Annotated in this window: 23 protein-coding genes; all 23 read left to right on the top strand. The window is 39.2% G+C overall.

The window, feature by feature from the left end; all coding sequences use genetic code 11:
* Positions 1-193 precede the first annotated feature (193 nt).
* The 23 genes from ACQRCC_RS13475 to ACQRCC_RS13365 all read left to right on the top strand — a co-directional run bounded on the left by ACQRCC_RS13475 (position 194) and on the right by ACQRCC_RS13365 (position 25,116).
* Positions 194-520: a hypothetical protein gene (locus tag ACQRCC_RS13475; protein ID WP_427851279.1), complete on the top strand. Its 327-nt coding sequence runs from the start codon at positions 194-196 to the stop codon at positions 518-520.
* A gap of 1,223 nt (positions 521-1,743) precedes the next feature.
* The gene (locus ACQRCC_RS13470) at positions 1,744-2,976 is read left to right on the top strand and encodes a DegT/DnrJ/EryC1/StrS family aminotransferase (protein WP_427851299.1); all 1,233 of its coding nucleotides are present in this window, start codon (positions 1,744-1,746) and stop codon (positions 2,974-2,976) included.
* A 29-nt stretch (positions 2,977-3,005) separates the two neighbouring features.
* A complete protein-coding gene (locus ACQRCC_RS13465) occupies positions 3,006-3,890 on the top strand; it encodes a VanZ family protein (RefSeq protein ID WP_427851278.1) in 885 nt (294 codons plus the stop codon).
* A 4-nt stretch (positions 3,891-3,894) separates the two neighbouring features.
* Complete coding sequence (locus tag ACQRCC_RS13460) at positions 3,895-4,617, top strand: sugar transferase (protein WP_427851277.1); 723 nt, start codon at positions 3,895-3,897, stop codon at positions 4,615-4,617.
* Between the two features lie 27 nt (positions 4,618-4,644).
* Positions 4,645-5,787: a glycosyltransferase family 4 protein gene (locus ACQRCC_RS13455; RefSeq protein WP_427851276.1), complete on the top strand. Its 1,143-nt coding sequence runs from the start codon at positions 4,645-4,647 to the stop codon at positions 5,785-5,787.
* Positions 5,784-6,803 (top strand): DUF6625 family protein, encoded by a 1,020-nt coding sequence (locus tag ACQRCC_RS13450; protein ID WP_427851275.1) that lies wholly within the window; start codon positions 5,784-5,786, stop codon positions 6,801-6,803. The genes ACQRCC_RS13455 and ACQRCC_RS13450 overlap by 4 nt, the downstream gene beginning before the upstream one ends.
* Positions 6,804-6,826: 23 nt before the next feature.
* On the top strand, positions 6,827-8,044 hold the full coding sequence (locus ACQRCC_RS13445) for a glycosyltransferase (RefSeq protein ID WP_427851274.1): 1,218 nt from the start codon (positions 6,827-6,829) through the stop codon (positions 8,042-8,044).
* A gap of 1 nt (position 8,045) precedes the next feature.
* The gene (locus ACQRCC_RS13440; protein WP_427851273.1) at positions 8,046-8,453 is read left to right on the top strand and encodes an acyltransferase; all 408 of its coding nucleotides are present in this window, start codon (positions 8,046-8,048) and stop codon (positions 8,451-8,453) included.
* Positions 8,454-8,485: 32 nt separating this feature from the next.
* Positions 8,486-9,583: a glycosyltransferase family 4 protein gene (locus ACQRCC_RS13435; RefSeq protein WP_427851272.1), complete on the top strand. Its 1,098-nt coding sequence runs from the start codon at positions 8,486-8,488 to the stop codon at positions 9,581-9,583.
* Between the two features lie 105 nt (positions 9,584-9,688).
* Positions 9,689-10,873, top strand: coding sequence for an O-antigen ligase family protein (locus ACQRCC_RS13430; protein WP_427851271.1), 1,185 nt, complete (start codon positions 9,689-9,691; stop codon positions 10,871-10,873).
* A 35-nt stretch (positions 10,874-10,908) separates the two neighbouring features.
* Complete coding sequence (locus ACQRCC_RS13425) at positions 10,909-11,877, top strand: glycosyltransferase family A protein (protein ID WP_427851270.1); 969 nt, start codon at positions 10,909-10,911, stop codon at positions 11,875-11,877.
* Between the two features lie 39 nt (positions 11,878-11,916).
* A complete protein-coding gene (locus ACQRCC_RS13420) occupies positions 11,917-12,981 on the top strand; it encodes a glycosyltransferase family 4 protein (protein WP_427851269.1) in 1,065 nt (354 codons plus the stop codon).
* Positions 12,982-13,069: 88 nt separating this feature from the next.
* Positions 13,070-14,104, top strand: coding sequence for a polysaccharide biosynthesis protein (locus tag ACQRCC_RS13415; RefSeq protein WP_427851268.1), 1,035 nt, complete (start codon positions 13,070-13,072; stop codon positions 14,102-14,104).
* A gap of 21 nt (positions 14,105-14,125) precedes the next feature.
* On the top strand, positions 14,126-14,623 hold the full coding sequence (locus ACQRCC_RS13410) for a hypothetical protein (RefSeq protein ID WP_427851267.1): 498 nt from the start codon (positions 14,126-14,128) through the stop codon (positions 14,621-14,623).
* A 389-nt stretch (positions 14,624-15,012) separates the two neighbouring features.
* Positions 15,013-16,212, top strand: a complete 1,200-nt coding sequence (locus ACQRCC_RS13405; RefSeq protein WP_427851266.1) for a UDP-N-acetyl glucosamine 2-epimerase — start codon at positions 15,013-15,015, stop codon at positions 16,210-16,212.
* 16 nt (positions 16,213-16,228) lie between these two features.
* Positions 16,229-17,425: an NAD-dependent epimerase/dehydratase family protein gene (locus tag ACQRCC_RS13400; RefSeq protein WP_427851298.1), complete on the top strand. Its 1,197-nt coding sequence runs from the start codon at positions 16,229-16,231 to the stop codon at positions 17,423-17,425.
* 491 nt (positions 17,426-17,916) lie between these two features.
* Positions 17,917-18,873, top strand: a complete 957-nt coding sequence (locus tag ACQRCC_RS13395) for a glycosyltransferase family 2 protein (RefSeq protein WP_427851265.1) — start codon at positions 17,917-17,919, stop codon at positions 18,871-18,873.
* 13 nt (positions 18,874-18,886) lie between these two features.
* Positions 18,887-20,341, top strand: a complete 1,455-nt coding sequence (locus ACQRCC_RS13390; protein ID WP_427851264.1) for a lipopolysaccharide biosynthesis protein — start codon at positions 18,887-18,889, stop codon at positions 20,339-20,341.
* Positions 20,338-21,441 carry a DegT/DnrJ/EryC1/StrS family aminotransferase gene (locus ACQRCC_RS13385; protein ID WP_427851263.1) on the top strand — a complete coding sequence of 368 codons (1,104 nt, stop codon included), beginning with the start codon at positions 20,338-20,340 and terminating at the stop codon, positions 21,439-21,441. The genes ACQRCC_RS13390 and ACQRCC_RS13385 overlap by 4 nt, the downstream gene beginning before the upstream one ends.
* A gap of 16 nt (positions 21,442-21,457) precedes the next feature.
* Positions 21,458-22,342: a glucose-1-phosphate thymidylyltransferase RfbA gene (rfbA, locus tag ACQRCC_RS13380; protein WP_427851262.1), complete on the top strand. Its 885-nt coding sequence runs from the start codon at positions 21,458-21,460 to the stop codon at positions 22,340-22,342.
* A gap of 15 nt (positions 22,343-22,357) precedes the next feature.
* Entirely contained in the window at positions 22,358-23,389 is a 1,032-nt protein-coding gene (rfbB, locus tag ACQRCC_RS13375; RefSeq protein ID WP_427851261.1) for a dTDP-glucose 4,6-dehydratase, read from the top strand.
* A gap of 3 nt (positions 23,390-23,392) precedes the next feature.
* The gene (locus ACQRCC_RS13370) at positions 23,393-24,598 is read left to right on the top strand and encodes an ATP-grasp domain-containing protein (RefSeq protein WP_427851260.1); all 1,206 of its coding nucleotides are present in this window, start codon (positions 23,393-23,395) and stop codon (positions 24,596-24,598) included.
* A 74-nt stretch (positions 24,599-24,672) separates the two neighbouring features.
* Positions 24,673-25,116, top strand: a complete 444-nt coding sequence (locus tag ACQRCC_RS13365) for a GNAT family N-acetyltransferase (protein ID WP_427851297.1) — start codon at positions 24,673-24,675, stop codon at positions 25,114-25,116.
* Positions 25,117-25,723 lie beyond the last annotated feature (607 nt).

Below are 25,723 nucleotides of genomic sequence, written 5' to 3'. Positions count from 1 at the left end.
GCTGAAGACGAGCGGCTTGGTGGGCTTTTTTGTTATATATGGCTTGTGCTTTCTTATCACGCCCTTATCTTGCTCTGTTGCTCTTTTTTTATCCAATGGAGAATATTTCTCTTGCTATGTGCAAAGAATTCATTTATCCTCTGCGGTAAGGCCGCATAAAGCGGTTATACCACATAACGCAAGGAGAATCAAAATGGAACGACTACGAAACATAAATCTCAGTAACTACTCTTTTTCAATTCAAGAACAACCTGTCCTCGCTTTGATCAAGCAATACCTTTGCCTGACTGATGAACCCATCAAAGCGATTGATGCGGCTTTGAGTTCGAGGGCTGGACTGGAGTTCCTGATCGAGAGGGCAAAAGCCGCCGTGGAAATCAAAGACGAGTATTCACATGATATCAAGAAAGCACTGGCTCATATAGTTCTGCCGCTAGATTGCGAAAAGTGTGCGCGTATATATCAGGATAGGCTTGTGCCATTCCTAGAGGATTGCCGGAAGGAATTAGAGAAAAATTAGTTGAGTGAAAAGCCTCTGTGTTCCGTTATTAGTGGAGTAGGCGGGGAATCATCCCTACTGCTCCTGTGATAACGCGTCACAGGGGCTTTTATTATCAGAGTAGGGATTTGATATATATGCTCATATTATTAGAAAGTATACCACAGACATGAAACCCGCGTATATCACAGACAGCACCCTCAGAGTTACACTGGAGTGCTACCTGCGACCTACGCGGGCCTCTTTGATTTGTGTTACTAGATTCCCAATCTGTACAAGACAGTCTTCATATGCTTCACTTATCTCAAGTGAAAAAATATATGCAAAGTAGGTCTATAACGTCATAACAAGAAAACCGAATAAAAAAAGAAAAGTCCAGTAGACTACACATCAGATGTAGTCCGCTGGGCTTTTTCGCGTTCCGGCCTGTTTTCCATGGATTAATTTCTGGAGCTGAACTTTAGTTAAATTGCATAAAAACTATACATATTTCAGTATGGAGATTTAGTGACCTTGTATGGTTAGTCCCTAATCATCTATCAACCGTAAAAAAGTACCAATCCACACCCTCCATAATGCACCCGTATTCGTTATTATTCACTACTTTTCACCCATCCAACCTCAATACTACCACTCTACACCAGAGTGGTGAGGAGAAAAGAGGGGTTGGGGAGAAAAAGAGAGTGGCAGCGAGAGGGAAAAAGGAGTGGAAATGAGGATGCGGAGGAGAAAAAGAGGTGTAGAGAAGGTTAGAGAGGTGCATATCGACACCAATCCCTAATCATCTATCGACCCTCACTTTCACCTCCAATGCCTAATCATCTATCGACCTGAGAAAAATACCTGCTTCTCAACTACATACCCTAATTATCTGTCTACCTAACAATTTCGCCAATTTTACTACTCACTTTTTGGTGAGTATGACGGTGCGGGAGGGGTGGAAAAGGAGTGTGGAAAACACTCCAAACCAGGGTGATATGGAGAAAAAAGAGGTGCATGTAGGGGTGAATCCCTAATCATCTGTCTACCCATCCCTACTACTACATCTCACTTCCGCTCAACCACAAAACCACTCCACAAAACAGTGTGGGAATAAGGAAAGAGGAAGTGTGGAAATGGAGCAGATGAGAAGTGGTGAGATGGTGTGTGGATTAGGTTAAGTAGTTGAAAAGGGATATATGACCACACCGATGGTGTGGATAAGAGCAGATAAGAAAAGTAGAAAAGGCAAGGGGAGAACAATGATGGAAAAAAGAGTAATACCGTTTAGTCCACCGGACATTTCGGAGCTGGAGATAAATGAAGTTGCGGAAGCGCTGAGAAGTGGCTGGATCACCACAGGACCCAGGACGAAAGAACTCGAAAAGAGACTGGCTGAATACTGCCATACGAGCAAGGTTGTTTGCTTGAACTCTGCCACAGCTGCGGAGGAACTGAACTTCCGTATCTGTGGAATCGGTGAGGGTGATGAGGTCATCGTCCCTGCCTATACATATACCGCAAGTGCATCTGCCGCAATCCACTGTGGTGCAAAAGTAGTTTTTGTCGACAGTCAAAAAGACTGTGTGGAGATGGACTACGACAAGGTGGGGGAAGCGATTACACCCCGCACAAAGGCCATTGTAGCTGTGGACCTCGGCGGTATTGTCTGTGATTACGACAAGCTGTTTGAGGTTGTGGAGAAGAAGAGGGCGCTTTTCTCTCCTAAAGAAGGTAATTCTCTCGGCGCTCGAATCCAGAAAGCCATAGGACGAGTAATAGTCTTCTCGGACGCTGCACACGCGCTTGGTGCCTCTCGCAACGGCAAGATGGCTGGAGAGATAGCCGACTTCACGGACTTCTCCTTCCACGCGGTCAAGAACTTTACCACCGCAGAAGGTGGGGCTTCTACGTGGAGAGATATTGACGGAATAGATAACGAGGAAATCTATCATCAGTATCAACTTCTCTCCCTCCACGGCCAGAGTAAGGACGCTCTTGCCAAAACCCAGGTTGGCGCGTGGGAATATGACATCATTGGTCCTTGGTATAAATGCAACATGACCGACATCATGGCTGCGATTGGGTTAAAGCAGTTGGATAGGTATCCAGGTCTGCTGGCAAGGAGAGGGGAGATTATAAGGCGGTATGACGAGATGTGTGATGAGTTGGGTGTTAAGCATCTCATCCACAGTGGCGAGAACTTCCAATCTTCTAACCATCTCTACCTCACTCGCATTCCAGGAGTGAATGATAAAGAGCGTAGGGAAATAATAGTGAAGCTTGCGGAGCGTGGAGTGAACTGCAATGTCCACTATAAACCTCTCCCGATGATGACTGCTTACAAGGAGCTGGGATGGGATATTAAGGACTTCCCTAATGCGTATGAGTATTATGAGAACCTCATTACATTACCTCTCCATACGCTGTTGAGTGATGAGGATGTGGAGTATGTGATTGAGAACTTTAGAGAGGTTGTTGGGGAGTATTTGAAATAGTTTTTTGTCGTTTAGTATGATTTTTTTGGATGCTGAGTAGAAAGAAAGATTACATTTTCTGTAGTTTATTTGGGGCATACATAGCTGCGGTTCTGTGGATTACGCTGTTCTCAAGACTGGGAACAGAAAGAAGAAGCTTCCTCCTACCATTCCATTCCTATGTGGAAATCCTGAAAGGAGAATGGAGACCGTTACTGGAGAATATAGGGAATATAGCCCTCTTTATACCACTTGGAGTTGCTCTGAAGTGGAGCGGCGTGAAGGGTGTAAAGAAAGCTGGACTACTTGCTTCTCTTCTTATTGAAGTCCTTCAGCTCACCTTCGCTTTAGGAACATTCGAGTGTGATGACCTCATCCACAATACACTTGGCGCGGTTATTGGCGCATGGTGTGTTGGGAAGATTGGTGGGGAGATAAGGTTGAGAAGCCAGATGAGAAAAGTAATTCTGCTCTCCATGGTTTTGTGCTCTACGGTTCCTTTCTCCTATAGAGAAGTGCGGCACCAGAAGATGGTGAGATTAGCTGCTATATATGACCGGGAAGACGGTGCAAAGAATCTTCTTGTGTTAAACGGCAAGAATGGATACGCCTGGAATACGGATGTGTATGTCGAGTATTTAAACGATGGCAGTGTTCACATAAAGGGCACATCCGATAAAAGATCCTGGTGGCCGATAGGAGAGCTTACTTTGGAGCCCGGTATGTACTCGTTCTCTGGTTTGTCTGGCGTGGATAAGGACATAGTGGGATTAGAACTGGAAACCAATAATCATAGATTTGCACCAGATGTTGGCCCGATTGATGAGGTGAGATTCACCTTAGAAGAAACCACAAAGTTAATGGTTTATGTGAGTGTTTATGACGGATGCGATTGTGATGTCATAGCCACTCCAGTGCTTTATAAAGAGGGGTAATTGGATGATCTTGAGGAAATGGGAAGAACTTCCTGAGTTCATACGGACTGAAGAAGTCAGACCGTATTATGAGGTGTTAAAGAAAAAGAGGGTAAGCCTCGTCCTCAAGAGGATGATGGATCTTGTGGGAGGAGTAATACTCCTCGTACTACTCGCCATCCCTATGGCTGTGATTGCGGTTTTAATCAAGCTTGATTCCGAGGGTCCTGTGTTTTACAGACAGGAACGAATCACTACATACGGCAAACACTTTAGAATCCATAAATTCCGTACCATGGTGAGTAACGCTGACAAGATTGGCACAGCTGTGACTGTCGGTAATGATAGCCGCATTACGAAGATTGGCGCAAAACTTAGAGGTTGTCGCTTGGATGAGCTGCCACAGGTGTTGGATTTAATCTCCGGCAATATGAGCTTCGTAGGCACAAGACCCGAGGCTGTGAAATATGTGGAGAAGTATCAGCCGGAGTATATGGCCACACTGCTGCTGCCAGCTGGAATCACATCTGAAGCCAGCATTCGCTACAAGGACGAAGCGGAGTTGTTGGAAGCAGCAGACGATGTAGACCGAGTCTACATGGAAGAAGTGCTTCCGGGCAAGATGAAGTTCAATCTTCAGTCCATTAAGGAATTCTCCTTCATAGGAGAAATAGCCACCATGTTCAGAACTGTTTTTGCTGTGTTGGGGAAAGATTACAGCGATGAGGAACAGAAGAGCAGAGTGTAACACAAGGTTTTTGAGGAGATAAAGGAAATGAGCAAACCATTAATTGCATTACTTACAAATAACGATGATGACGTCTATTGCTTCAGAAAAGAGTTAATAGAAGGTCTACTGGCAGAAGGGTATGAGATGCTCATTTCTTGTCCCAATGGCCCAAAGTTTGAATTGATGAAGGACATCCCTTATATCTATGATGATCCTGTTATCGATAGACGCGGTACGAGTGTTGTCGCTGACGGTAAGCTGTTCCTTCATTATAGAAAACTGTTCAAGAAGTATAAACCGGCTGTGGTTTTGACTTACACAGCGAAACCGAATGTGTATGCCTCTGTTGCAGCCAGGACGCTCGGCATACCATACATAAATAATGTAACAGGTATCGGATCAGTCGTTAACATGACCGGTGTGAAGAAGGCATTTATTCTTTGGCTGTTCAAACTGGCATACAGAGGAGCTGCCTGTGTCATGTTCCAGAACGCTACCAACATGCAGTTGGCTTTGGATTCTGGAATGGTAAAAGGCGATTTTAAGCTGATTCCAGGTTCTGGAGTGGATTTGAAGAGGTATCCAATCCAGCCATATCCCGATGGTGGAGATGGAAAGACCGGAGATACGGTTGTTTTCAATTACATCGGTCGTGTTCTGCATGACAAGGGTGTAGACGATTATATTGAAGCAGCCAAGAGAATAAAGAAGAACTATCCAAATACCGAGTTCAATATGCTCGGCTTTATCGAACCAACGGAGATCCACTACGAGAAAGAACTGGCTGAGCTGGGTAAACAGGGAATTGTGAATTACAGAGGAAGCCAGAAAGATGTGAAGCCTTGGATTGCAAGAGCGCACGCCATCATTCATCCGAGTACATACGGTGAAGGTATGAGTAACGTGCTCCTTGAGAACGCAAGCTCTGGACGTTTCTTAATCACTACAGATAATCCTGGATGCCAGGAAACCGTTGTGAATGGCGAGAGCGGATTCATCTACCATGGCGGAGATGTTGATGCGCTTGTGGATAGAATTGAAGAGTTCCTGAAGCTCGACAACGAGACGAGGAAGAATATGGGACTTGCAGGTAGAAAACACGTTGAGGACAACTTTTCAAGAGAGATAGTTGTTGAGGCTTATAAAGAGAAAATTAAAAATGTACTAAATAAGAATGGTGAAATATGAAGGCAATTAAGTTTATAGTGCCATATTATGGTACCTTCCCAGCTAATTTTAAAGAGTGGGTATATACCGCCGGAAAGCTAGAAAACCAGAATATTTATTTTTTATTCTTTAGTGATTTAGATTTCCCCTGTGAAATACCTAGAAACTTTGAAGTAGTAAGGATGTCATTCAATGAATTGAAGGAATTATTTCAAAGAAATTTTGATTTTGCAATTAGCTTGGATAGCCCATATAAGTTTTGTGATTTTAGACCTAGCTTTGGCGAAGTATTTGCTGAGTATCTTAAAGATGCCGATTTTTGGGGGCATTGTGACGTTGATATGGTTTGGGGTGACGTCAAGTCGTTTATTACCGAAGAAACTCTTTCTATGTACGACAAAGTACAGTACATGGGGCACTTCGTTTTATATAGGAATGATAAACAAGTTAATTCATTATACAAAAAATCAGGGGCTTTATATCCTTATAAAACAGTGTTTTCAAGTAAAGAGTTCTATTCTTTTGATGAACATCCGGGGATAATGTCAATAATTATCAAAAACCCAATAAAAACCTATATATCAACTAATCAAGCTGATTTTTCGCCAGCATATAAGCGGTTGGTTGTTTCAAGAAAAGAGAATTATGATTATCAGATATTTTGTTGGATAGATGGACATATTTATAGATATTATGTGGATTTAGAAGGGCATTTGGGAAGAGATGAATTTATGTATGCTCATTTTCAGAAAAAGAAAATATATGAAACCAGAATGCCAAGTGTAATAGACGGGTTAAATTTTATAATTTCAACTAAAGGCTTTAAGATTATTGATAGAGAAATAGATGTTGAATTTGTGAAAGAGGAATCAGATTTTATATCCAAGGCCAGCGATGAGTTGGATATTAAAAAATATAGAAAAGGGAAAATAGCCGATTTCATCAAATGTAGTATTAAAAAGAAAATTATCTGGATTAAAATAAAACTTTATACCCGAAAAGTTAATGACTATTTCAAATCAATGATAATGCCGTAAACCGTATTATGAGGACAATATAAATGAAGAAAGCAATATTATATGTGGGTAATTTCTTTTATCCTGATGGAAATGCAGCCGGAAAAAGAGTATATGGGAATGTAAAGGTAATTGAAAAGTGCGGGTATGTTCCTATTATCTTTTGTTTCAAAAAGAATCAGACCACATACTTGGAGAAATCAATAGTAGATGGAGTGGTCACTTATACAATTCCATATAGCGATGGGATTAAAAGACTAAACAACAGAAAACCATATAATGCTTTCAAATCAGTTTATCAAGAATATAGTGCTCAATATGAAATAAGCGCAGTTATTATGTACACAACAATGGGAACTTTTGATCTAAATAGGATGATTATTTCCTATTGCAGAAGACAAAAAACAAAAACAGTATATGATTTTTGCGATTATTTTGACGTGATTCAAAAAGACAATCTGTTTAAGTACTATATTAAGTCAAGAGATCTAAAGGTATTAAAACAATCTGTTTTAGAACAATGTGATGGGATTATTGCTATCAGTAGCTTCTTAAGAGACTTCGTTTACAGGGAATGTCCCAAAATCATTATTCCACCACTTAGCGTTACTCGATGTGAAAAAAAGGAGATTATAAGACATCCAGATAGCATAACAATATCATATGCCAGTTATGTTTCCGATAAAAATAGACCTGTTGCAGAATGGAAAGACAGAATTGACTTAATGGTTGACATATTTCATGAGATAAAAATCAAATACCATCATGAAGATTTTCTGCTGAAATTCATAGGTTTTACCGAAGCGGATTTAATTGATATGCTTCCTTTTGAGTTAAAAGAAGAATATAGGAAAAAGATTAATGAACTTGGTGAGCAGATAGTGTTTTTAGGGCAGTGTGAGAATAAAACTGCGCAAAACGAAATACAGAATAGCGACTATACGATTTTGCTCCGTGATAGTAAAACATCAACAAATGCAGGGTTTCCAACCAAAATTTCGGAGTCGTTATCATTGGGGGTTCCTGTAATTACTAATTTGACAAGTGATATCGGGTATTATGTCATCAATAATGTCAACGGAATTGTTGTTCCAGGCCCGGCGTCAATAGAAGAAACAATAGAAATAGTTGATAGAACTATTAAAGAAGGAAATAAAAAATCACAGAAACTTAGAGATGAAACGATAAATCAGTCTCCATTTTTCTATATGGACTATGTAGAAAGAATGGGTTCGTTTCTGGATGAAATAAGAGGAAAGTAGAATGATTTTTAACAGATATCTTAGAATGGTAACCAAGCCACTTGCAGAATTGTATAGAAGGCTTTCTCCGGAGAAATATGCTCGTAAGATCGATGTAAACATTGGTGCTAATCCACATTTTTACGGCCCTATTTCGTGGGGGAGTGAGCCTTGGCTGATTACAATTGGTAATAATGTACACATCACTGGGAAATGCAAGTTCATAAATCACGATGGAGGCACGCTTATTTTTCGTGATAAAATTCCAGACCTGGAAATTACCAAACCAATTGTCGTAGGTGATAATGTATATATTGGCGAAGAAACTATGATTCTTCCAGGAGCACATATTGGAAATAACGTTGTGATTGGGGCACGAAGCGTTGTGACGTTTATGACATCTGATTGTACAAATCGATTCAAGGGATAGTAAATGGATACGTTCTCAGAATGGAGGAATATATGAAAACAATATTACATTGCTTTAAGATGCCACATGGTACATATATCGGTGGTATTGCTGCAATGATGAACAGTTATATGGCAAATAGTAGTTTATTCGAAAAAAACGGTTATGAGGAAATGCTATTTGACTATCAGAACCCCGTTATTAATAAAATAAAAATATCTCCGATAGAGACATGCATATACGGAGTATACCAATACAATAGTTTGAAGAAGAGACTTAATAAGGAATCTGTAAATATTGTACATATACATACATCAAGAAATTCTTTGTTTTTTAAGGATGTTTTATTGGGTCAAAGAATTCAAAAAAAAACTGGTGTTAAAGTTATCATGACAGTTCATGTAGGTGATATTTCTACAGTTTTTGAGAAAATACCTGACGCAATAAAAAAGTGGTTAATAGAGCTGATAAATAAGTATTTTTCAAAAATCATTTTTTTGACAAAAAGCATAGAAACTCAGTTTATTGATTCAGGTTTACAAAAAGAAAAAGCTGTCGTGTTATACAATTTTTGTGACATTAATGTTTCAAAGAGAAAGAAATCAGATTCGAATAAACCGCTTGAATTACTTTATGTCGGAATGATCAATAGAGCGAAGGGAATTCTAGAGTTGCTGGATGCACTCAATACGATTGATAATCATTATGATATACATTTGAGTATTTGCGGTGAGATTACAGAACCGAACATTGAAGAAGAATTCAAGCAAAAAATCAATAAACTATCGGGAAAAGTATCGGTATTAGGTTACGTTAAGGGAATACAAAAAGAGCAATTATTTGAAAATAGCGATGTTTTGGTGTTACCTTCACATCATGAAGGCTTTCCACTGGTAATTTTAGAAGCTCTATCAAGTGGGTGTTCTATCATAACTACACGAGTTGGTGCTATTCCAGAAGTGCTTGGCCGCGAAAACTGTATTTTTGTAGAGATTGGCAATTCCGATAGTATAAAGAATGCCGTTGAAAGAATGTATAACAACAAACAACTGATTTGTGATATGGGTAGTGCTAATTTACAACTTAGTGAGCGTTTTTCAAAAGAGAATCACATTAACCAATTGTGTTCAATATACAATGAAATTATTTAATTTCGTGTTAGAGATTAATGATTCAATTATTTATCACATCCCTATATAACTACGGCAAGTAATTATTTATGGGATATTGGAAACAGGGGAAAAGGAGAAGTAATAATGGTTTCACCAGATAGTTTAAAATCATTGGATGCAAAAGAAAGACGCATTAGACCGGTGATATATGTGTTTATATTATTTGAAATGGTTATGCTTCTCCAGACTACCTATAGTAATTTAGGTACAATTGTAACAGGGGCGTTGAGTGGCTTGTTAATCATGACTTACTTAATGGAAAGCCATTATATTAAAAAGAATTCTAGCATTGTATTGATATTTTGCTATGCGGGGCTATTATTTTTTTCAACGATATTCAGAACCAATATTACCTCAAAGCTCTTTCAGTTTTTTGTTTATGTAATCCTGTTTATTCTACTAACATCGTTGGAATTAAACGACAGAGAAGCGAGGTGGATTCTGAACGGGTTTGTCATTGCCAGCATTTTTTACTCAATAATGATTATTCTCTATAGAATCAATAATCCAACAACATATATTCATTCAAGAATAGTTATTTTAGGTTCAGAGATAGACCCAAACTATATCGGATTACCACTAATTGTTTCTTTTTCAATTCTATTTTATGAGGTATTACATCAGGATAAGAAAATACTCAAAGTGCTGGAGATTCTAATTTTGACATTAGCCGTTTTGCTCACATCATCTAGGGGTAACTTCCTAAGTTTAGCGGTTTGCGTCTTTGTTAACATTTTATTCTTTCTAAAAAGTAAAACACTTGCATGGTATAGAAAATTGATGATTCTGGTTTCAACCATTATTGTTTTTGCGGTTTTTTATAATTACGCAAGTAGTAACTATAATTCTTATCTCATGAGAATTTTCAGTTTTTCTTCTGATGATATTAGCAACGGAAGATATGCATTATGGAATGAAGCATTTGATTTATTGTGGGCAAACCCAATATTTGGAGGAGGGTATGAGGCCTTAGGGCGAGCAGTGAATAAAGGAGCACACAACACATATGTTCAATTACTATGTGATACTGGAATAATAGGTTTTGCAATTTTTATCAGTTTTCTTTTCGTTCAAATTAAGAAAAGCTATAAACATAACAAATGCCTATTCATTGGTCTTATAGGGCTTCTTTGTCATAGTTTCTTTTTGGGCGCTATATCATCAAGATGTTTTTGGGTCACACTAATAATGATCGTAATGATTATAAATTACGAAGAAGCAGGTACTATGGAATCACACATCTATGAGTGCGTTTATAGAGAAACTTAATCAGAGCAATGATGATTATTTGAGAGGTCATAATAATGAGCAAACCGTTTTTTTCAATATTAGTACCAGTCTATAGAAATGTTGAGTATCTTCGTGACTGCTTGCAATCGATTATAAAACAAGACTATGATGATTATGAGGTTATTGTTTGTTATCAAGGAGATACAGAACAAGATCAATCAATTCAGGACAATAGAATAAAAAATATATACTTAGAAAAACCGTCTTTATATTTAGCTAGGATAGAATCGTATCATAAAGCTGAAGGAGAATATGTCCTATTTGTGGATTCAGATGATGAGTTATTAGATGGCGCATTATCGTTCTTACATAGAGTTATTGTTAATAATGTGGATGTTGATATCATCCAGTTTGGTTACACATCGGTGAAAGAAAATAAGTCTAATAATGAATCAACTTCAGGATATAAAATGTTGAGCCAACAAGATTATCGATCTTATTTTCTTACTGAATTAGGAACGTACCCAATCTGGAGGAAATGCTTTAAGAGAAATAAGGTTGAATTTTATGACGAAGATATTTTCTTGGGAGAAGATGCTTTATTAAGTTTAGCATTTATCAATTCATCCCAAAAAATTCTAATAAGTGATGAGAAAATTTATTATTATAGACCAAATCCGAAATCAGGAACTTCCCGAAAACCGGTTAAACATGTAGATGATCTAGCTACATTTCTAGTTCATTCTATCCCATTTAGAAAGAGTAACGCAGAAATTGAAATGTTAATTTTTTCGTTTAGCTGGACGTTTTTAAATAATTATTGTAGTAATGAAACGTATGACTATTTTTCGCTGAACAATGTCAGGACAATATTTAAGTATATTGAAGAAAAAGAGTTTTGTAGTTACCCACTCTGCTATCGAAGGTGTTACAAAAAAGCAATGCAAAAACAAAGCAGCTTTAAATTTGAGTGGTTTATTTTAAGAGTATATATCAGATTATTTGGTATTAAATCTATAAAAATCAAGATAAAAAATAAATAAGTATACGTTTGAAGAACTACTGCAAGGAGATGAATTAATATGAGAATATTAGAGTTGACAGGATTTTGTGCAAACTATGGAAGTAACTTTATTCCTACATTGGAATGTCTCGACGAAACATGTCAAAAACTAGGACATGATTTATTTTACATTTTTTCGGATGCAAATCCATCACAAAAGTTTTTTGAATGGGAAATTCCGTTTTCCAATAGACATAATACTTCGTTGTTTGATTTTGGTTCAAAGAATTTTGAAAAAAATGTAGCCAATTATATTATTGAACATCAAATTGATGTTGTTCATGGAGACTTTATTCGAAGCATACAGTTTTCAAATATTAAAAAAATGTCCCCAAAACATGTGAAGTTTTATCAGCATATACACAACTCTATGTACAAGACAAAAAACTTGTATGAGTTTTGTAAGAGAATTAGAAATTTGCTTTTTCTTGATAAGTCAATATTAAAAATCTGCTGTTCAGAGTCTCTAGTTCCTTCGGCGGAATACATGTTTCCGTTTTCAAAAGTCGTTTCATGCAAAAATGCAATCGAGTTAAACAGGCTGGAACCCTCTGAAAGGAATGATTGTTCGACATTTAATATGTTGCTCTTTGGTCATAATTACTATGTAAAAGGTGTCGATTTGGCGATTGAAGCAGCAATTGAATTAAATAAGAAACATCCAGTACACCTTGATATCGTGATGTCGAACAATATGGAAAAGAATAAGAGGATTATTATCGAAAAATATGGCTGCATACCTTCGTGCATTTCAATTTTGGAGCCAGTTTCAAATGTTGTTGAAGTTTATAAGAACCATAAAGTATTCCTAAATGCATCCATTGAGGAAGGTATGTCGTATGCTAATATCGAGGCGTATTATTGTGGAAATTTGTGTGTCTATTCAGATATTCCTCAAAACAAAGAACCTGGTTTACCTAATGTGATTTATTTTACTTCTGGTTCGCTTGACAGTTTGATTACTGCTATTAATTGTGCATATAACAAAAGAGAAAGCTATGTTAATGATATTAATTATGTTGTAAACAATTTTTCTCTCCAGTCATGGGCTGATAAAATGGTAAAACTTATGAATCTGAACTAGTACTTTTCAAATCAACAAGACTATGAATGGTAATCCAAAACTATTGTTAAAGCTATGTGAATGGTTTTGGTTAACAGAGGAGGAAAAAATGAGTCTATTTAAGGATAAAATATTAATGATTACCGGTGGCACGGGAAGTTTCGGGAATGCTGTGCTCAACAGGTTCCTAGAAACCGATATCGGCGAGATAAGAGTATTCTCTCGTGACGAAAAGAAACAAGACGATATGAGGCATGACTTCCAAGTGAGAATGCCGGAAGTAGCTGACAAGATTAAGTTCTATATTGGAGATGTAAGAGATCTTCAATCGTGTAAAAATGCGATGCATGGAGTTGATTACATATTCCACGCTGCTGCTTTAAAACAGGTTCCATCCTGCGAATTCTTCCCGATGGAAGCCGTGAAAACCAACATCATCGGCACTGACAATGTATTGACTGCTGCTATTGAAGAAGGGGTAGAAGCTGTCATCTGTCTTTCCACAGACAAGGCTGCGTACCCGATCAATGCAATGGGTAAGTCCAAGTCTCTTGAAGAGAGTGTGGCTATTGCAAAGAGCAGATACAGCGGAAAAACAAAGATTTGTTGCACTAGATATGGCAATGTGATGTGTTCAAGAGGCTCTGTAATTCCACTCTGGATTGATCAGATCAAGGCAGGTAATCCGATTACAGTCACTGAACCAAACATGACCAGATTTATCATGTCTCTGGAAGAAGCAGTTGATCTAGTCCTTTACGCATTCGAGCATGGCGAAAATGGTGACCTTCTCATCATGAAAGCTCCTGCATGTTCTATAGGCCTCCAGGCAGAAGCAGTCTGCGAAATGTTTGGTGGGAAAAAAGAGGATATCAAGGTAATCGGTATCCGGCATGGTGAGAAGATGTACGAGACATTGCTCACCAATGAGGAATGCGCAAAAGCTATCGACTTAGGCGGCTTCTATAGAGTTCCTGCGGACAACCGTGGGTTGAATTATGATAAGTATTTCAAGGATGGAGATGCAGAAAGAAATACACTCACTGAGTTTAACAGCAACAATACAAGATTGTTGGATAAAGAAGAAATCAAAGCAAAAATGATGGAGCTTACATATATTCAGGAAAGACTGGCTGAGGAGTAAATATAGAAAGGGGATGGAGTGATGAAAAGGCTTGTAATTCTAGGAGCAGGTGGATATGGTCGAACTGTAGCTGATGTAGCGCATCAACTGGGCTACTCTACCATTATCCTCGATGATGCCAATCCAGCCCATCCTCTTTCATCCTTTCAATCCTATATCAACCCAACAACTTCTTTCATCCCTGCCTTCGGTAACAATACTTTCCGGCTGGAGTGGATAAACAGGATAGAAGAGAATGGTGGACAACTCGCCAAGCTGATTCATTCAACAGCCTATATTTCTCCAACCGCTACAATCTCCCCAGGTTGTGTCATCCTTCCACATGCAATCATCAACACGGATGTTGTTGTAGGTAAAGGTTGCATAATCAACCTCGGAGCCATAGTTGACCACGGGTGTATACTAGAAGAAGGAGTACATATCTGTCTTGGTGCAATTGTGAAAGGCGAAAACCGCATAGAACGGTTGAGCAAGATAGAAGCTGGTGAAGTGGTGGAAAGAGGACAATATCCACTGTAAGAAGAGTCTTATTATGTTAATATCATAGTAAAGAATTACTTGGTCATTTATTTGTATTGTGCCAATTTGGTTGTGTTATTTGACCGTGACCTTTAAGCGTGAATTTCTTATTCATAAAAAGTCTTTTGAGTTATCGATTGATGGAGGTAAGGTTATGAAGGCTATTGCTGAGACACTTGTGTTGATTTGGATGGGGCGATTCGTGGGTGTACGTGCGGTTTATGACCATCGAACAGCATAACAGCTATCAAAGGATCACAATACGCTAAATATATGAAACAAACACCCGTAGGTCGTCCCTCCGAACCGCACCAATTTGAAATTAACCCCACCTGTGGCAAATATCCACAGAGAAAAAGTGGTCGATTGGCCACAGGAGGATAGATAAGATGAGCGTTGAGCAAAATTTTAAATGGAAGAATAATGGTAGAACAAAGGTTATGATCGGCTGCGGAACCAGACCCGAGATTATTCGTTTGGCTGCAGTGATAAAAAGATGCAGAGAATATTTCGATTGCTGTGTCGTTTACTATAATCAAAATTGGGATAGAAATCTCTCCACAGTATTCTGGGAAGACTTTGAGTTGAGGAATGAGAAGGGAGAGTTTGGCCCGGATATTCTGGTTCCTGTCGTTGGCGAGAATCTTGGCGTGACTTGTGGCAATATCCTGGGCAGAAGTTATGAACTGCTAAGTGAACTGCAGCCAGATGGTTATCTTGTACTCGGTGATACCAATTCCTGCCTGAGCGCTATCAGTGCGAAAAGACTTCACATCCCTCTCTTCCATATGGAAGCCGGGAACCGCTGCAAAGACGAGTGTCTTCCTGAGGAGACTAATCGTCGCATAGTCGACGTTATCTCCGATGTAAACCTTTGCTATTCTGAATTCGCAAGAAAGTATCTGGCAGATACTGGTCTTCCTAAAGAGAGAACATATATGACCGGTTCTCCTATGGCCGAAGTGCTAAGGATGAATCTGGCGAAGATTGAAAAGAGTGATGTGCTGGAAAGGCTGGGCCTGAAGAAGGATAAGTATATCCTGCTCTCTGCTCATCGTGAGGAGAATATCGACACAGAGAAAAACTTCATTTCTCTATTCACAGCGATCAATGCTCTGGCTGAAAAGTATGATATGCCGATTCTGTATTCATGCCACCCACGCTCAAAAAAGAGACTGGAAGCAACCGGTTTTAAGCTCGATCCTCGTGTTCGAGTAAATGAACCTCTCGGTTTCAACGACTTCAATAAACTGCAGATGAATGCTCTGGCGATTGTATCTGACTCCGGTACGCTGCCGGAAGAGAGCAGTTTTTACCTCTCCATTGGTCACCCGATTGCAGCTGTGTGTATCCGTACATCTACTGAACGACCTGAAGCTCTTGAAGCAGGAGATTTCATCCTTGCCGGTATCACAACCAACGAACTGCTGAATGCCACAGATATGGCTATCGAGATGAAACAGAAAGGTGTACTTGGCAAACCATGCCCTGACTATGTGGATGAAACTGTGTCCATGAAAGTGGTGCGAATCATCCAGGGATACGTGAACGTAGTCAATAAAATGGTATGGAGAAAAGATCAGAAATAGTGAAAGAGGGGAAATGATGAAGATATTGGTTACCGGAGCAAAGGGTATGGTTGGAACTGCTCTTTGCAATAACCTGAAAAATATAAGAGATGGGAAGAATAGGACGAGGCCTGCAATCCAGGTAGAGGAGATTTACGAATATGATGTGAATTCCACTCCTGAAGAGTTGGACGAGTACTGCTCCAAGGCAGACTTTGTCTTCAACCTTGCTGGTGTGAATCGTCCCGAGAACCCTGAAGATTTCATGAAGGGGAATTTTGGATTTGCGAGTGTATTACTCGATACTCTCAAGAAACACAACAACAAAGCTGGTATCATGCTTTCTTCTTCCGTGCAGGCTACCCTTGCGGGAAGATTCGGCAATTCAGAGTATGGTAGAAGCAAAAAGGCAGGAGAGGAATTGTTCTTCAACTATGGTAAAGAAACAGGAGCTCCTGTGTATGTCTACAGATTTGTGAATCTGATGGGCCATTCCAGACCGAAGTATAACAGTGCCATCTCAACCTTCTGCTGGGCTGTGGCAAACGATGAGCCATTTACTGTGAACGACCGCTCCACAGAACTCGAAGTTCTGTATATCGATGACCTGGTAGAAGGCATGTTTGACCTTCTTGAAGGAAAAGAGCAGCACTGTGAGTTTGATGATGTGGAGACGGTACTCCAGGAGAATGGAAAATACTGCTGTGTTCCAGTCACACACAAGGTGACGTTAGGAGAGATTGTAGACCTGTTGGAAGAGTTCATACAGCAGCCTATTTCGCTCCTCATGCCCAAGATTCCTGATGGATCTTTCGCAAAAAAGCTGTTTTCTCTTTACTTGACTTATCTTCCGAAAGAGAAGATGAAGTATGGTTTGAAGATGAACTGTGATGATAGAGGTTCTTTTACAGAACTCATTCATACCACAGACTGTGGACAGGTTTCAATTAACATATCCAAGCCTGGTATTACCAAAGGTCAGCACTGGCACAACTCCAAGTGGGAGCAGTTTATTGTTGTTCATGGTCATGGATTGATCCAGGAAAGAAATATCAATACCGGAGAAATGGTGGAATTTGAAGTCAGTGGAGATAAGATTGAATCTATTTATATGATTCCTGGCTGGACTCATAATATCATCAATCTTTCTGACACAGAAGATCTCGTCACGGTTATGACCTGCAATGAGGTGTTCAATCCGTCTCATCCTGACACATTCTTTGAGAAGGTGTAAACAAGAGAAGAAGCTTAACCTCAATCGGACATATGGAAATAGTATCCGTATTGCTGAAATCATTACTGCATGCGTAACAAGGTCTTATATTAAAAAATTATTGTCATAATTGGTTTCCCTACAAAATCGATAAGCTATAGGGATGTAGAGCTCTTTATCTGTCTGTAGAAATAGAGGAATAAAGCAAAATTGAGATATATAAAATATCGAAAATTGTTTCAGTCTATTATCCTGAAAACTATGTGGCCACTACACAAGATTAATTATCATCTATCCGTATTTAAAAGATTATTGTGACAAATGATGGTTCAATAGATGAAAGTGAGTTGCCCGTGATAACCATAATAAATATGATCAAATTATTTTATATTTCATATGTTAATCAAGGAGAAACGGACAAACATGTAAGGCACAGATGGGCAGCCGTTGCATAGCAATATAGAAGAATAAAGATAGGAGGGTACATCGAGCAAGCATGCTCGACATATGATATGGGTGAAATAGAAGTAAGTGTATATTGTCTAGCATATAATCATGAAAAGTACATTAGAGATGCTTTAGAGGGATTTGTTAAGCAGAAGACAACGTTTAGATTTGAAGTAATTGTCCACGATGATGCATCGACCGATAATACTGCAAGTATAATTAAAGAATATGAAATAAAATACCCTGAGATAATCAAGGGGATTTACCAAAAAGAGAATCAATACTCTCAGGGCGTAAATATTCTAGAGAAATACATATATCCCAAAATTCGGGGAAAGTATATTGCAATCTGCGAAGGCGATGATTGTTGGATTGATGAGAAAAAACTTCAAAAGCAGTTTGATGCGTTAGAAAAACATCCGGAATGTGATATGTGTGCACACAGAGCAAAATTGTTTGATTGTTCAAAGAATATGGTGGCAAAGATCTTTCCAGCAATCTCCAAGGAGAGAGTTTTAACAGTTGAAGAAGTAATCTACGGTGAAGGTGGTTTTCTTCCAACAGCATCACTATTTTTTCGTAAGGATATTTTGATGAATCCTATGGATTTTCAGAGAATATGGAGTATAGATTATACTATACAAATTAGAGGTGCGTTGCGAGGCGGGATATATTTTATTCCTGAAACCATGGCAATATACCGCTGGAAATCAGATGGTTCATGGACTTTAAGAAATAGTGATGTGAAGTCCCAAATAATGCTGAATGAGAAAAAGGAAAAAATGCTACTAGAGCTAAACAAAGAAACAGCCGGTCGTTATAAAGACATAATCGAGAAGCGATTGAGGAAAAATGAGTTCTATAAATTAATTCTAATAGGGGATTATAGAGCAGCAGTACAAAAAGAGAATAGGTGTTTTATGCAAGAATTATCTCCGGTTAAGCAAGCAAAGCTCTACATAAAAGCCTATTTCCCATTAATTGACAGGCTTTATCAAACGATAAAAGGAAGAAAGCGTTAAGTGGTTTTATAAGATGAGTCAAACAAATAATAAATCTGTTATTGCAAATTTCATATGGCGCTTTGCGGAACGCAGCGGGGCACAACTTGTAACCTTTATCGTCTCTATAGTACTGGCTCGTCTATTAATGCCAGAAGACTATGGGACAATTGCACTTGTTACTGTTTTTACAACAATAATGCAGGTGTTTGTGGATAGCGGATTGGGCACAGCTCTTATTCAGAAGAAAGATGCAGACGATTTGGATTTTTCATCTGTGTTTTACTTCAACTTTGTAGTTTGTATTGTCTTGTATCTAGTAATGTTCTTTGCTGCACCATTTATTGCTGCGTTTTACAACATGCCAGAACTTACGCCAGTTGTTAGAGTGATTAGCCTTACAATCATCATCTCTGGTATTAAGGGTGTACAACAGTCTTTCGTCTCGCGCAACATGCTGTTTAAGCGATTTTTCTATGCTACGTTAGGCGGAACCATTTTTTCTGCTTTCTTAGGTATTGCTATGGCGTATGCAGGATTTGGATTCTGGGCTATTGTAGCACAGCAGCTTTCAAACACCGCCATAGACACATTAATCCTATGGATTACAGTAAAATGGCGGCCAAAGCTTATGTTCTCTTGGAATAGATTAAAAGGCCTTTTGAGTTTTGGTTGGAAAATGTTATGTTCTGCATTGCTTGACACTGTGTATGGAAATTTAAGGAATCTTCTGATCGGGAAGATATATTCATCATCTGATCTTGCATTTTATAACCAAGGGGATAAATTTCCTAAGCTTATTGTATCTAACATAAATACTTCTATCGACTCCGTTCTTTTACCAGCTATGTCAAAAGAGCAAGATGATAAGGATAGAGTTAAAAAAATGACTAGGCGCTCAATTATGGTCAGTTGCTACATAATGGCACCTCTAATGATTGGATTGGCCTGCTGCGCGAGCAACATAGTGGTTGTAGTGTTAACAGAAAAATGGCTTCCTTGTGTTTTCTTTTTGCAGATATTCTGTATTACTTACATGTTTTATCCGATTCACACAGCCAATCTAAATGCGATAAAGGCTATGGGAAGAAGCGATTTATTTCTGAAAATGGAGATTTGGAAGAAAGTAATCGGAATGATTCTCCTCTTAGCTACCTTGTGTATAAGCGTTAAGGCTATGGCTTATTCGTTATTAATTAGCACATTTGTTTCGATGATTATAAATACATGGCCAAATAAGAAACTATTGGATTATAGTTTCATTGAACAAATGAAAGATATATTGCCTTCTATTTTGCTGGCTGTAGGAATGGGCGTTGTTGTATATTTCATCGGCCTTCTTAATCTTCCAACACTACCTCTTTTGCTTATCCAGGTAATTTGTGGTGGTGTGATATATGTTGCTGGATCAGCAATTTTTAAATTAGAACCATTCCTTTATTTAATTGGCATTATAAAGCCAATGATTCAAAAGAGGAGGAAAGTATGAGCAATATTTTAGTAACACGTTCTTCCATGCCTTCATATGAAGAGTATTGTGAAGAAATAAAAGAATTATGGGATACCCATTGGCTGACCAACATGGGTCCTAAGCATAAACAACTACAATCACAACTAGAGGAGTACTTTGGTATCCCTCATGTTGCCTTGTACACCAACGGTCATCTTGCATTAGAGAATGCAATCGCAGCACTAAATCTACCAAAAGGAGGAGAAGTAATTACAACTCCTTTTACTTTTGCATCAACCACTCATGCGATAGTAAGAAACGGACTGGTTCCTGTGTTCTGCGATGTAAAAGAAGATGATTATACCATCGACACAAAGATGATGGAGGAATTGATTACAGACAACACTGTAGCAATTGTTCCGGTGCATGTATATGGCAACATGTGTGATGTGGAAGAAATTGATCGAATCGCAAAGAAGTACGGTCTCAAGGTAATCTATGACGCTGCTCATGCTTTTGCGGTGAAGTACAAAGGTCAGTCATCCGCATCTTTCGGAGATGCTTCAATGTTCTCTTTCCATGCAACAAAGGTGTTCAACACTATTGAAGGCGGCTGCGTATGCTTCAAGGATGACTCCTGGGTGCAGCTCCTTAACGATATGAAGAACTTTGGTATCCATGGCCCTGAATCCGTCGAATACGTTGGTGGAAACGCCAAGATGAATGAATTCCAGGCTGCTATGGGTCTGTGCAACCTTCGTCATTTGGATGAGGAGATTGGCAAGAGAAAGAAAGTAGTCGAGAGATATAGGGAAAGGCTTGAAGGTGTAGAAGGTATTAAGCTTTCTGTCATCCAGAAAGATGTGGAGAGCAACTATGCATACTTCCCGGTTGTATTCGACGGCTATAAATACACCAGAAACGAAGTCTTTGAAAAGCTGGCAGAGCAGGGAATTGGGGCAAGAAAATATTTCTACCCACTGACCAATAGTTTTGAATGCTACAGAAACTACCCGACTGCCGGAACGGAAAAGACCCCGGTGGCTCAGCATATGGCATTGAGGGTACTTACGCTTCCACTGTATGCAGATTTGAGTTTAGAAGATGTAGATAGAATTTGTGATGTGATTTTAGGTTAAAAACGAGGTGACGCATATGAAAGGTATCATATTGGCAGGTGGCGCAGGAACAAGATTATATCCGTTAACAATGGTGACGAGCAAGCAGCTTTTACCGGTCTACGATAAGCCAATGATCTACTATCCGTTGACAACTCTAATGATGGCGAATATCCGTGATATTCTGATTATTTCCACGCCAGAGGACACACCACGATTTGAGTCCTTGTTGGGAGACGGTCATCAATTTGGAATCAAACTTTCATATGCGGTTCAGCCAAGTCCTGATGGATTGGCACAGGCATTTATCATCGGTGAAGAGTTTATCGGTGATGATGCGTGTGCAATGATTTTAGGAGACAACATTTTCTACGGTAACGGGCTTGGTAACATGCTAAAAGGAGCTGCCAAGAGGGCTGATGAAGGCAGAGCATCTGTATTTGGTTTCTATGTGAATGACCCGGAGCGCTTTGGTGTTGTCGAGTTTGATGAGAACTATAAGGCACTTTCTATTGAAGAGAAACCTGCCAATCCTAAATCTAACTATGCAGTTACAGGCCTTTACTTCTACCCATCTGGCGTAAGTGAAATGGCCAAGCAGGTTAAACCGAGTGCAAGAGGTGAACTTGAAATCACCACGCTGAATCAGATGTATCTGGGGAAGGATGTTTTAGATTGTGACATCATGGGAAGAGGCTTCTCATGGCTTGACACCGGTACAATGGATAGCTTGATGCAGGCAGCAGGATTTATTCAGACAATCCAGAACATGCAGGGAATCATTGTGGCTTCCCCTGAAGAAATTGCATATAGATATAGGATGATTGATAAAGAGCAGTTACTTAACGCTGCAGAGAAATACGGCAAATCCCCATATGGCCATCACCTGAGAATGGTTGCAGAGGGTAGGATGCCGAGATGATAAGAGGATAGAAAGATGAAGAAAACAGTACTTGTTACCGGCGGTGCCGGATTTATTGGATCGAATTTTATATATCTTCTGTTAGAAGAAAGACCTGAGTGGAAGGTAGTATGCGTGGATGCACTTACATATGCAGCGAATATCCACACGCTTAACGATGCACTTACTAACCCAAACTTTGTGTTCTACAAAGAAGATATTAGAAATAGAGAAGGAGTATTTTTAATCTTTGAGAAAGAGCATCCGGATATTGTTGTCAACTTTGCCGCAGAGTCTCATGTAGACCGTTCTATCGAAAATCCTGGTATCTTCTTGGAGACAAATATCTTAGGAACCCAGGTAATGATGGATGCTTGTCGGAAGTACGGAGTTGAAAGATTCCATCAGGTTGGTACGGATGAGGTGTATGGCGACTTGCCACTTGACAGGCCTGAACTTTTCTTCACAGAAGAGACACCAATCCACACATCATCGCCTTATTCGACTTCTAAGGCTTCTGCTGATTTGTTGGTTCAGGCATATCACAGAACTTATGGATTACCGGTTACCATCAGCCGTTGCTCCAACAACTATGGCCCATATCAGTTCCCGGAGAAGCTCATTCCTCTGATGATCAACAATGCAAGTCAGGATAAAAAGCTTCCGGTTTATGGTGAGGGGCTAAATGTTCGTGACTGGTTGTACGTTAAGGATCACTGCTATGGAATTCTCGCTGTGCTAGAGAAGGGCAAGGTTGGTGAAGTTTACAACCTGGGCGGTCACAACGAGAAAGCCAATATCGAGATTGTAAAGATAATTCTGAAGGAACTAGGAAAGCCGGAGAGTCTGATTACATATGTTGCGGACCGTAAAGGTCATGACCAGCGTTACGCTATTGATCCTACAAAGGCTAATAAAGAACTTGGCTGGGGCCCTACCACGATGTTTGCTGATGGTATCAAACTTACCATCCAGTGGTATAAGGAACACATGGATTGGATGGCAGAGTGTACATCTGGTGAGTATATGAATTACTACGAGCAGATGTACGGGAATAGAGGTAAATGAATAATGAGGAAGATATTATTGTTGGGTGGTTCTGCGCAACAGATAATAGCAATAAAAACAGCAAAAAGACTTGGTTACTATACTATCCTTTGCGATTTCCTCCCGGATAATCCCGGTCAGTATGCTGCTGACAAATTCTATTTGGTTTCTACAACAGATAAAGATGCTGTGCTTAAAGTTGCAACAGAAGAAAAAGTGGATGGTGTTTTAGCCTATGCATCAGATCCTGCGGCGCCTACTGCGGCCTATGTTGCGGAGAAACTCGGTTTACCAGGATCACCCTATGAATCTGTAGAGATTCTTTGTAATAAGGACAAATTCAGAAGCTTTCTAAGCCAAAATGGCTTCTGTACTCCAAAGGCAAGAGGGTATACAAGTATTGCGGATGCATTGGTAGATATTCAGTCTGGATTTTTTAAGCTACCAGTAATCGTCAAGCCAGTGGATTCATCAGGAAGTAAGGGAGTTGGGAGAGTCGATTGTACAGAAGAAGCAAGTGCAAAACTGAATTATGCAATGTCTTTTTCAAGAGGACATAGAATTATTGTTGAAGAATATGTAGAAAAGCTAGGATATCAAATTGCGGGTGATGGTTTGTCGATTGATGGAAAACTAGTTTTCAGATATTTTGCAAATGATCATTTCAACTCCAAGTGTGTGAATCCGTTTGTGCCTATTTCTGCATCTTTTCCTTACGAGCAGCCTAAAAAAGTACAGGAAAAAATCCACAACGAAATTCAGAGGCTTTTAACTGCACTGAATATGAAAACCAGTACCTATAATTTTGATATGCGTATCGATAAGGACTATAACGTATATTTGATGGAAGTAGCACCAAGAGATGGTGGTAACTATATTCCAGACGTTATTAAATATGCTACTGGAGTGGATTTGGTAGAATGTTCTGTTAAAGCAGCTATGGGAGAAAGAATCGAAACTTCATCTTTTGGGGAACCAGAAGGATTCTATTCATATTTTGCCGTTCATAGCTTAAAAGATGGTATTTTAGATAAGGTTGAATTTACAGAAGAAGGACAAAAACACATTCTTGAAAATCATTTAGTGAAGCACTCTGGAGACGAGATAAAATCTTTCACTGGTGCAAACACTACATTGGGATGTTTAATAATGAAGTTCGATTCCTTTGAGCAAATGATTCATATGATGGACAACTCGGAGGAATGGTGCAAAGTTATTTTGAAGAATTGAGGATAGTATGAAAGAAATTGGCGGTTACATAGAGCTTGATCAGGAAAAAAACCGGTGATTTGTGAGTGGAAAAAATGATTGTAGAAGTACATAGTAAAAATCAAATTGCGGAAATTCTAACAATGTTTTCCGGATGCTTATATACTCTATCAACAGGTCAAGTAAGCGTAGAGGAGATAGCAGATAAATTCTATAAATATGCACGTGTTATTGTGTATAGGAAAGACGATGAATTTGCGGGGTTTGCTGGATTTTACTGTAATGATAAAAAGGATAAAACTGCCTATATTTCCCTAATTGCTGTTGACTCCAATCATCGAAACAGTGGAATTGGAAAGGCCCTGGTAAATGAAGTGGTTAAAACGGCAAAAGAGTCAGGAATGAATATAATAAAACTTGAAGTGAGAAAGAATAATCAAAATGCTGTATTATTCTATAAAAGCTTAGGATTTATGATGTCGGATGACACTTCTGAAGAATCGTATTATATGTACCTAAACATAATTGAGAGCGCGTGATACTGTCACCAACCTCGCAATTTTCCTTCTCATCCCAGCCTTCCAATTTTCGCCCTCTAAAACATAAAATAAGCAGCCGAAGCTGTGGATGAGAAAAAGTGGTGAAGGACCACAATGATGCACTTAATCCCTTCTCATCCCCTGTGTTTTCTTCTTTTCGTCCACACCTACTTTTATTCTATTCTTATACACTCTGTGTTGTTCTTCTATTCTTCTTCTCCTTCACCACCTTGTGTGGTATGGTGGGGAAGAGTGTGGAGAAGAGATGTTGGTAGGGAAGAAAAGAAGAGCGGTAGTGAAGTGTGGATGAGAAGAGCGGATGACCACAGCGATTGATTTGAAAAGCCCATTAGAATATTTCTTTTGGGCTTCTCTTTCTTATGAACCTCTTTCTTATGAACCCAATATTAGCGTGTGGGTATCGTTTTGATATATGGCGCGGCAGTGCAGAATAAGCACAGCAGTGTTGATAAGCACAGCAGTGAAGAACATATCATGCAGCAGTGAAGAATATATCGTGCACCTGTTCTCACACTCTTGCGCCCGGCTTGAAAAAAGTCAAAGAATATGGTAATATATTATCGGTAGGCATGAGACATTTATCTCT

The organism is Sporofaciens sp. SGI.106 (genome assembly GCF_050314255.1).
In the GTDB taxonomy this organism is placed as follows: Bacteria; Bacillota; Clostridia; order Lachnospirales; family Lachnospiraceae; genus Claveliimonas.
The sequence above is the reverse complement of the archived record's forward strand: the minus strand, read 5'-3'. Positions and strand labels throughout refer to the sequence as shown.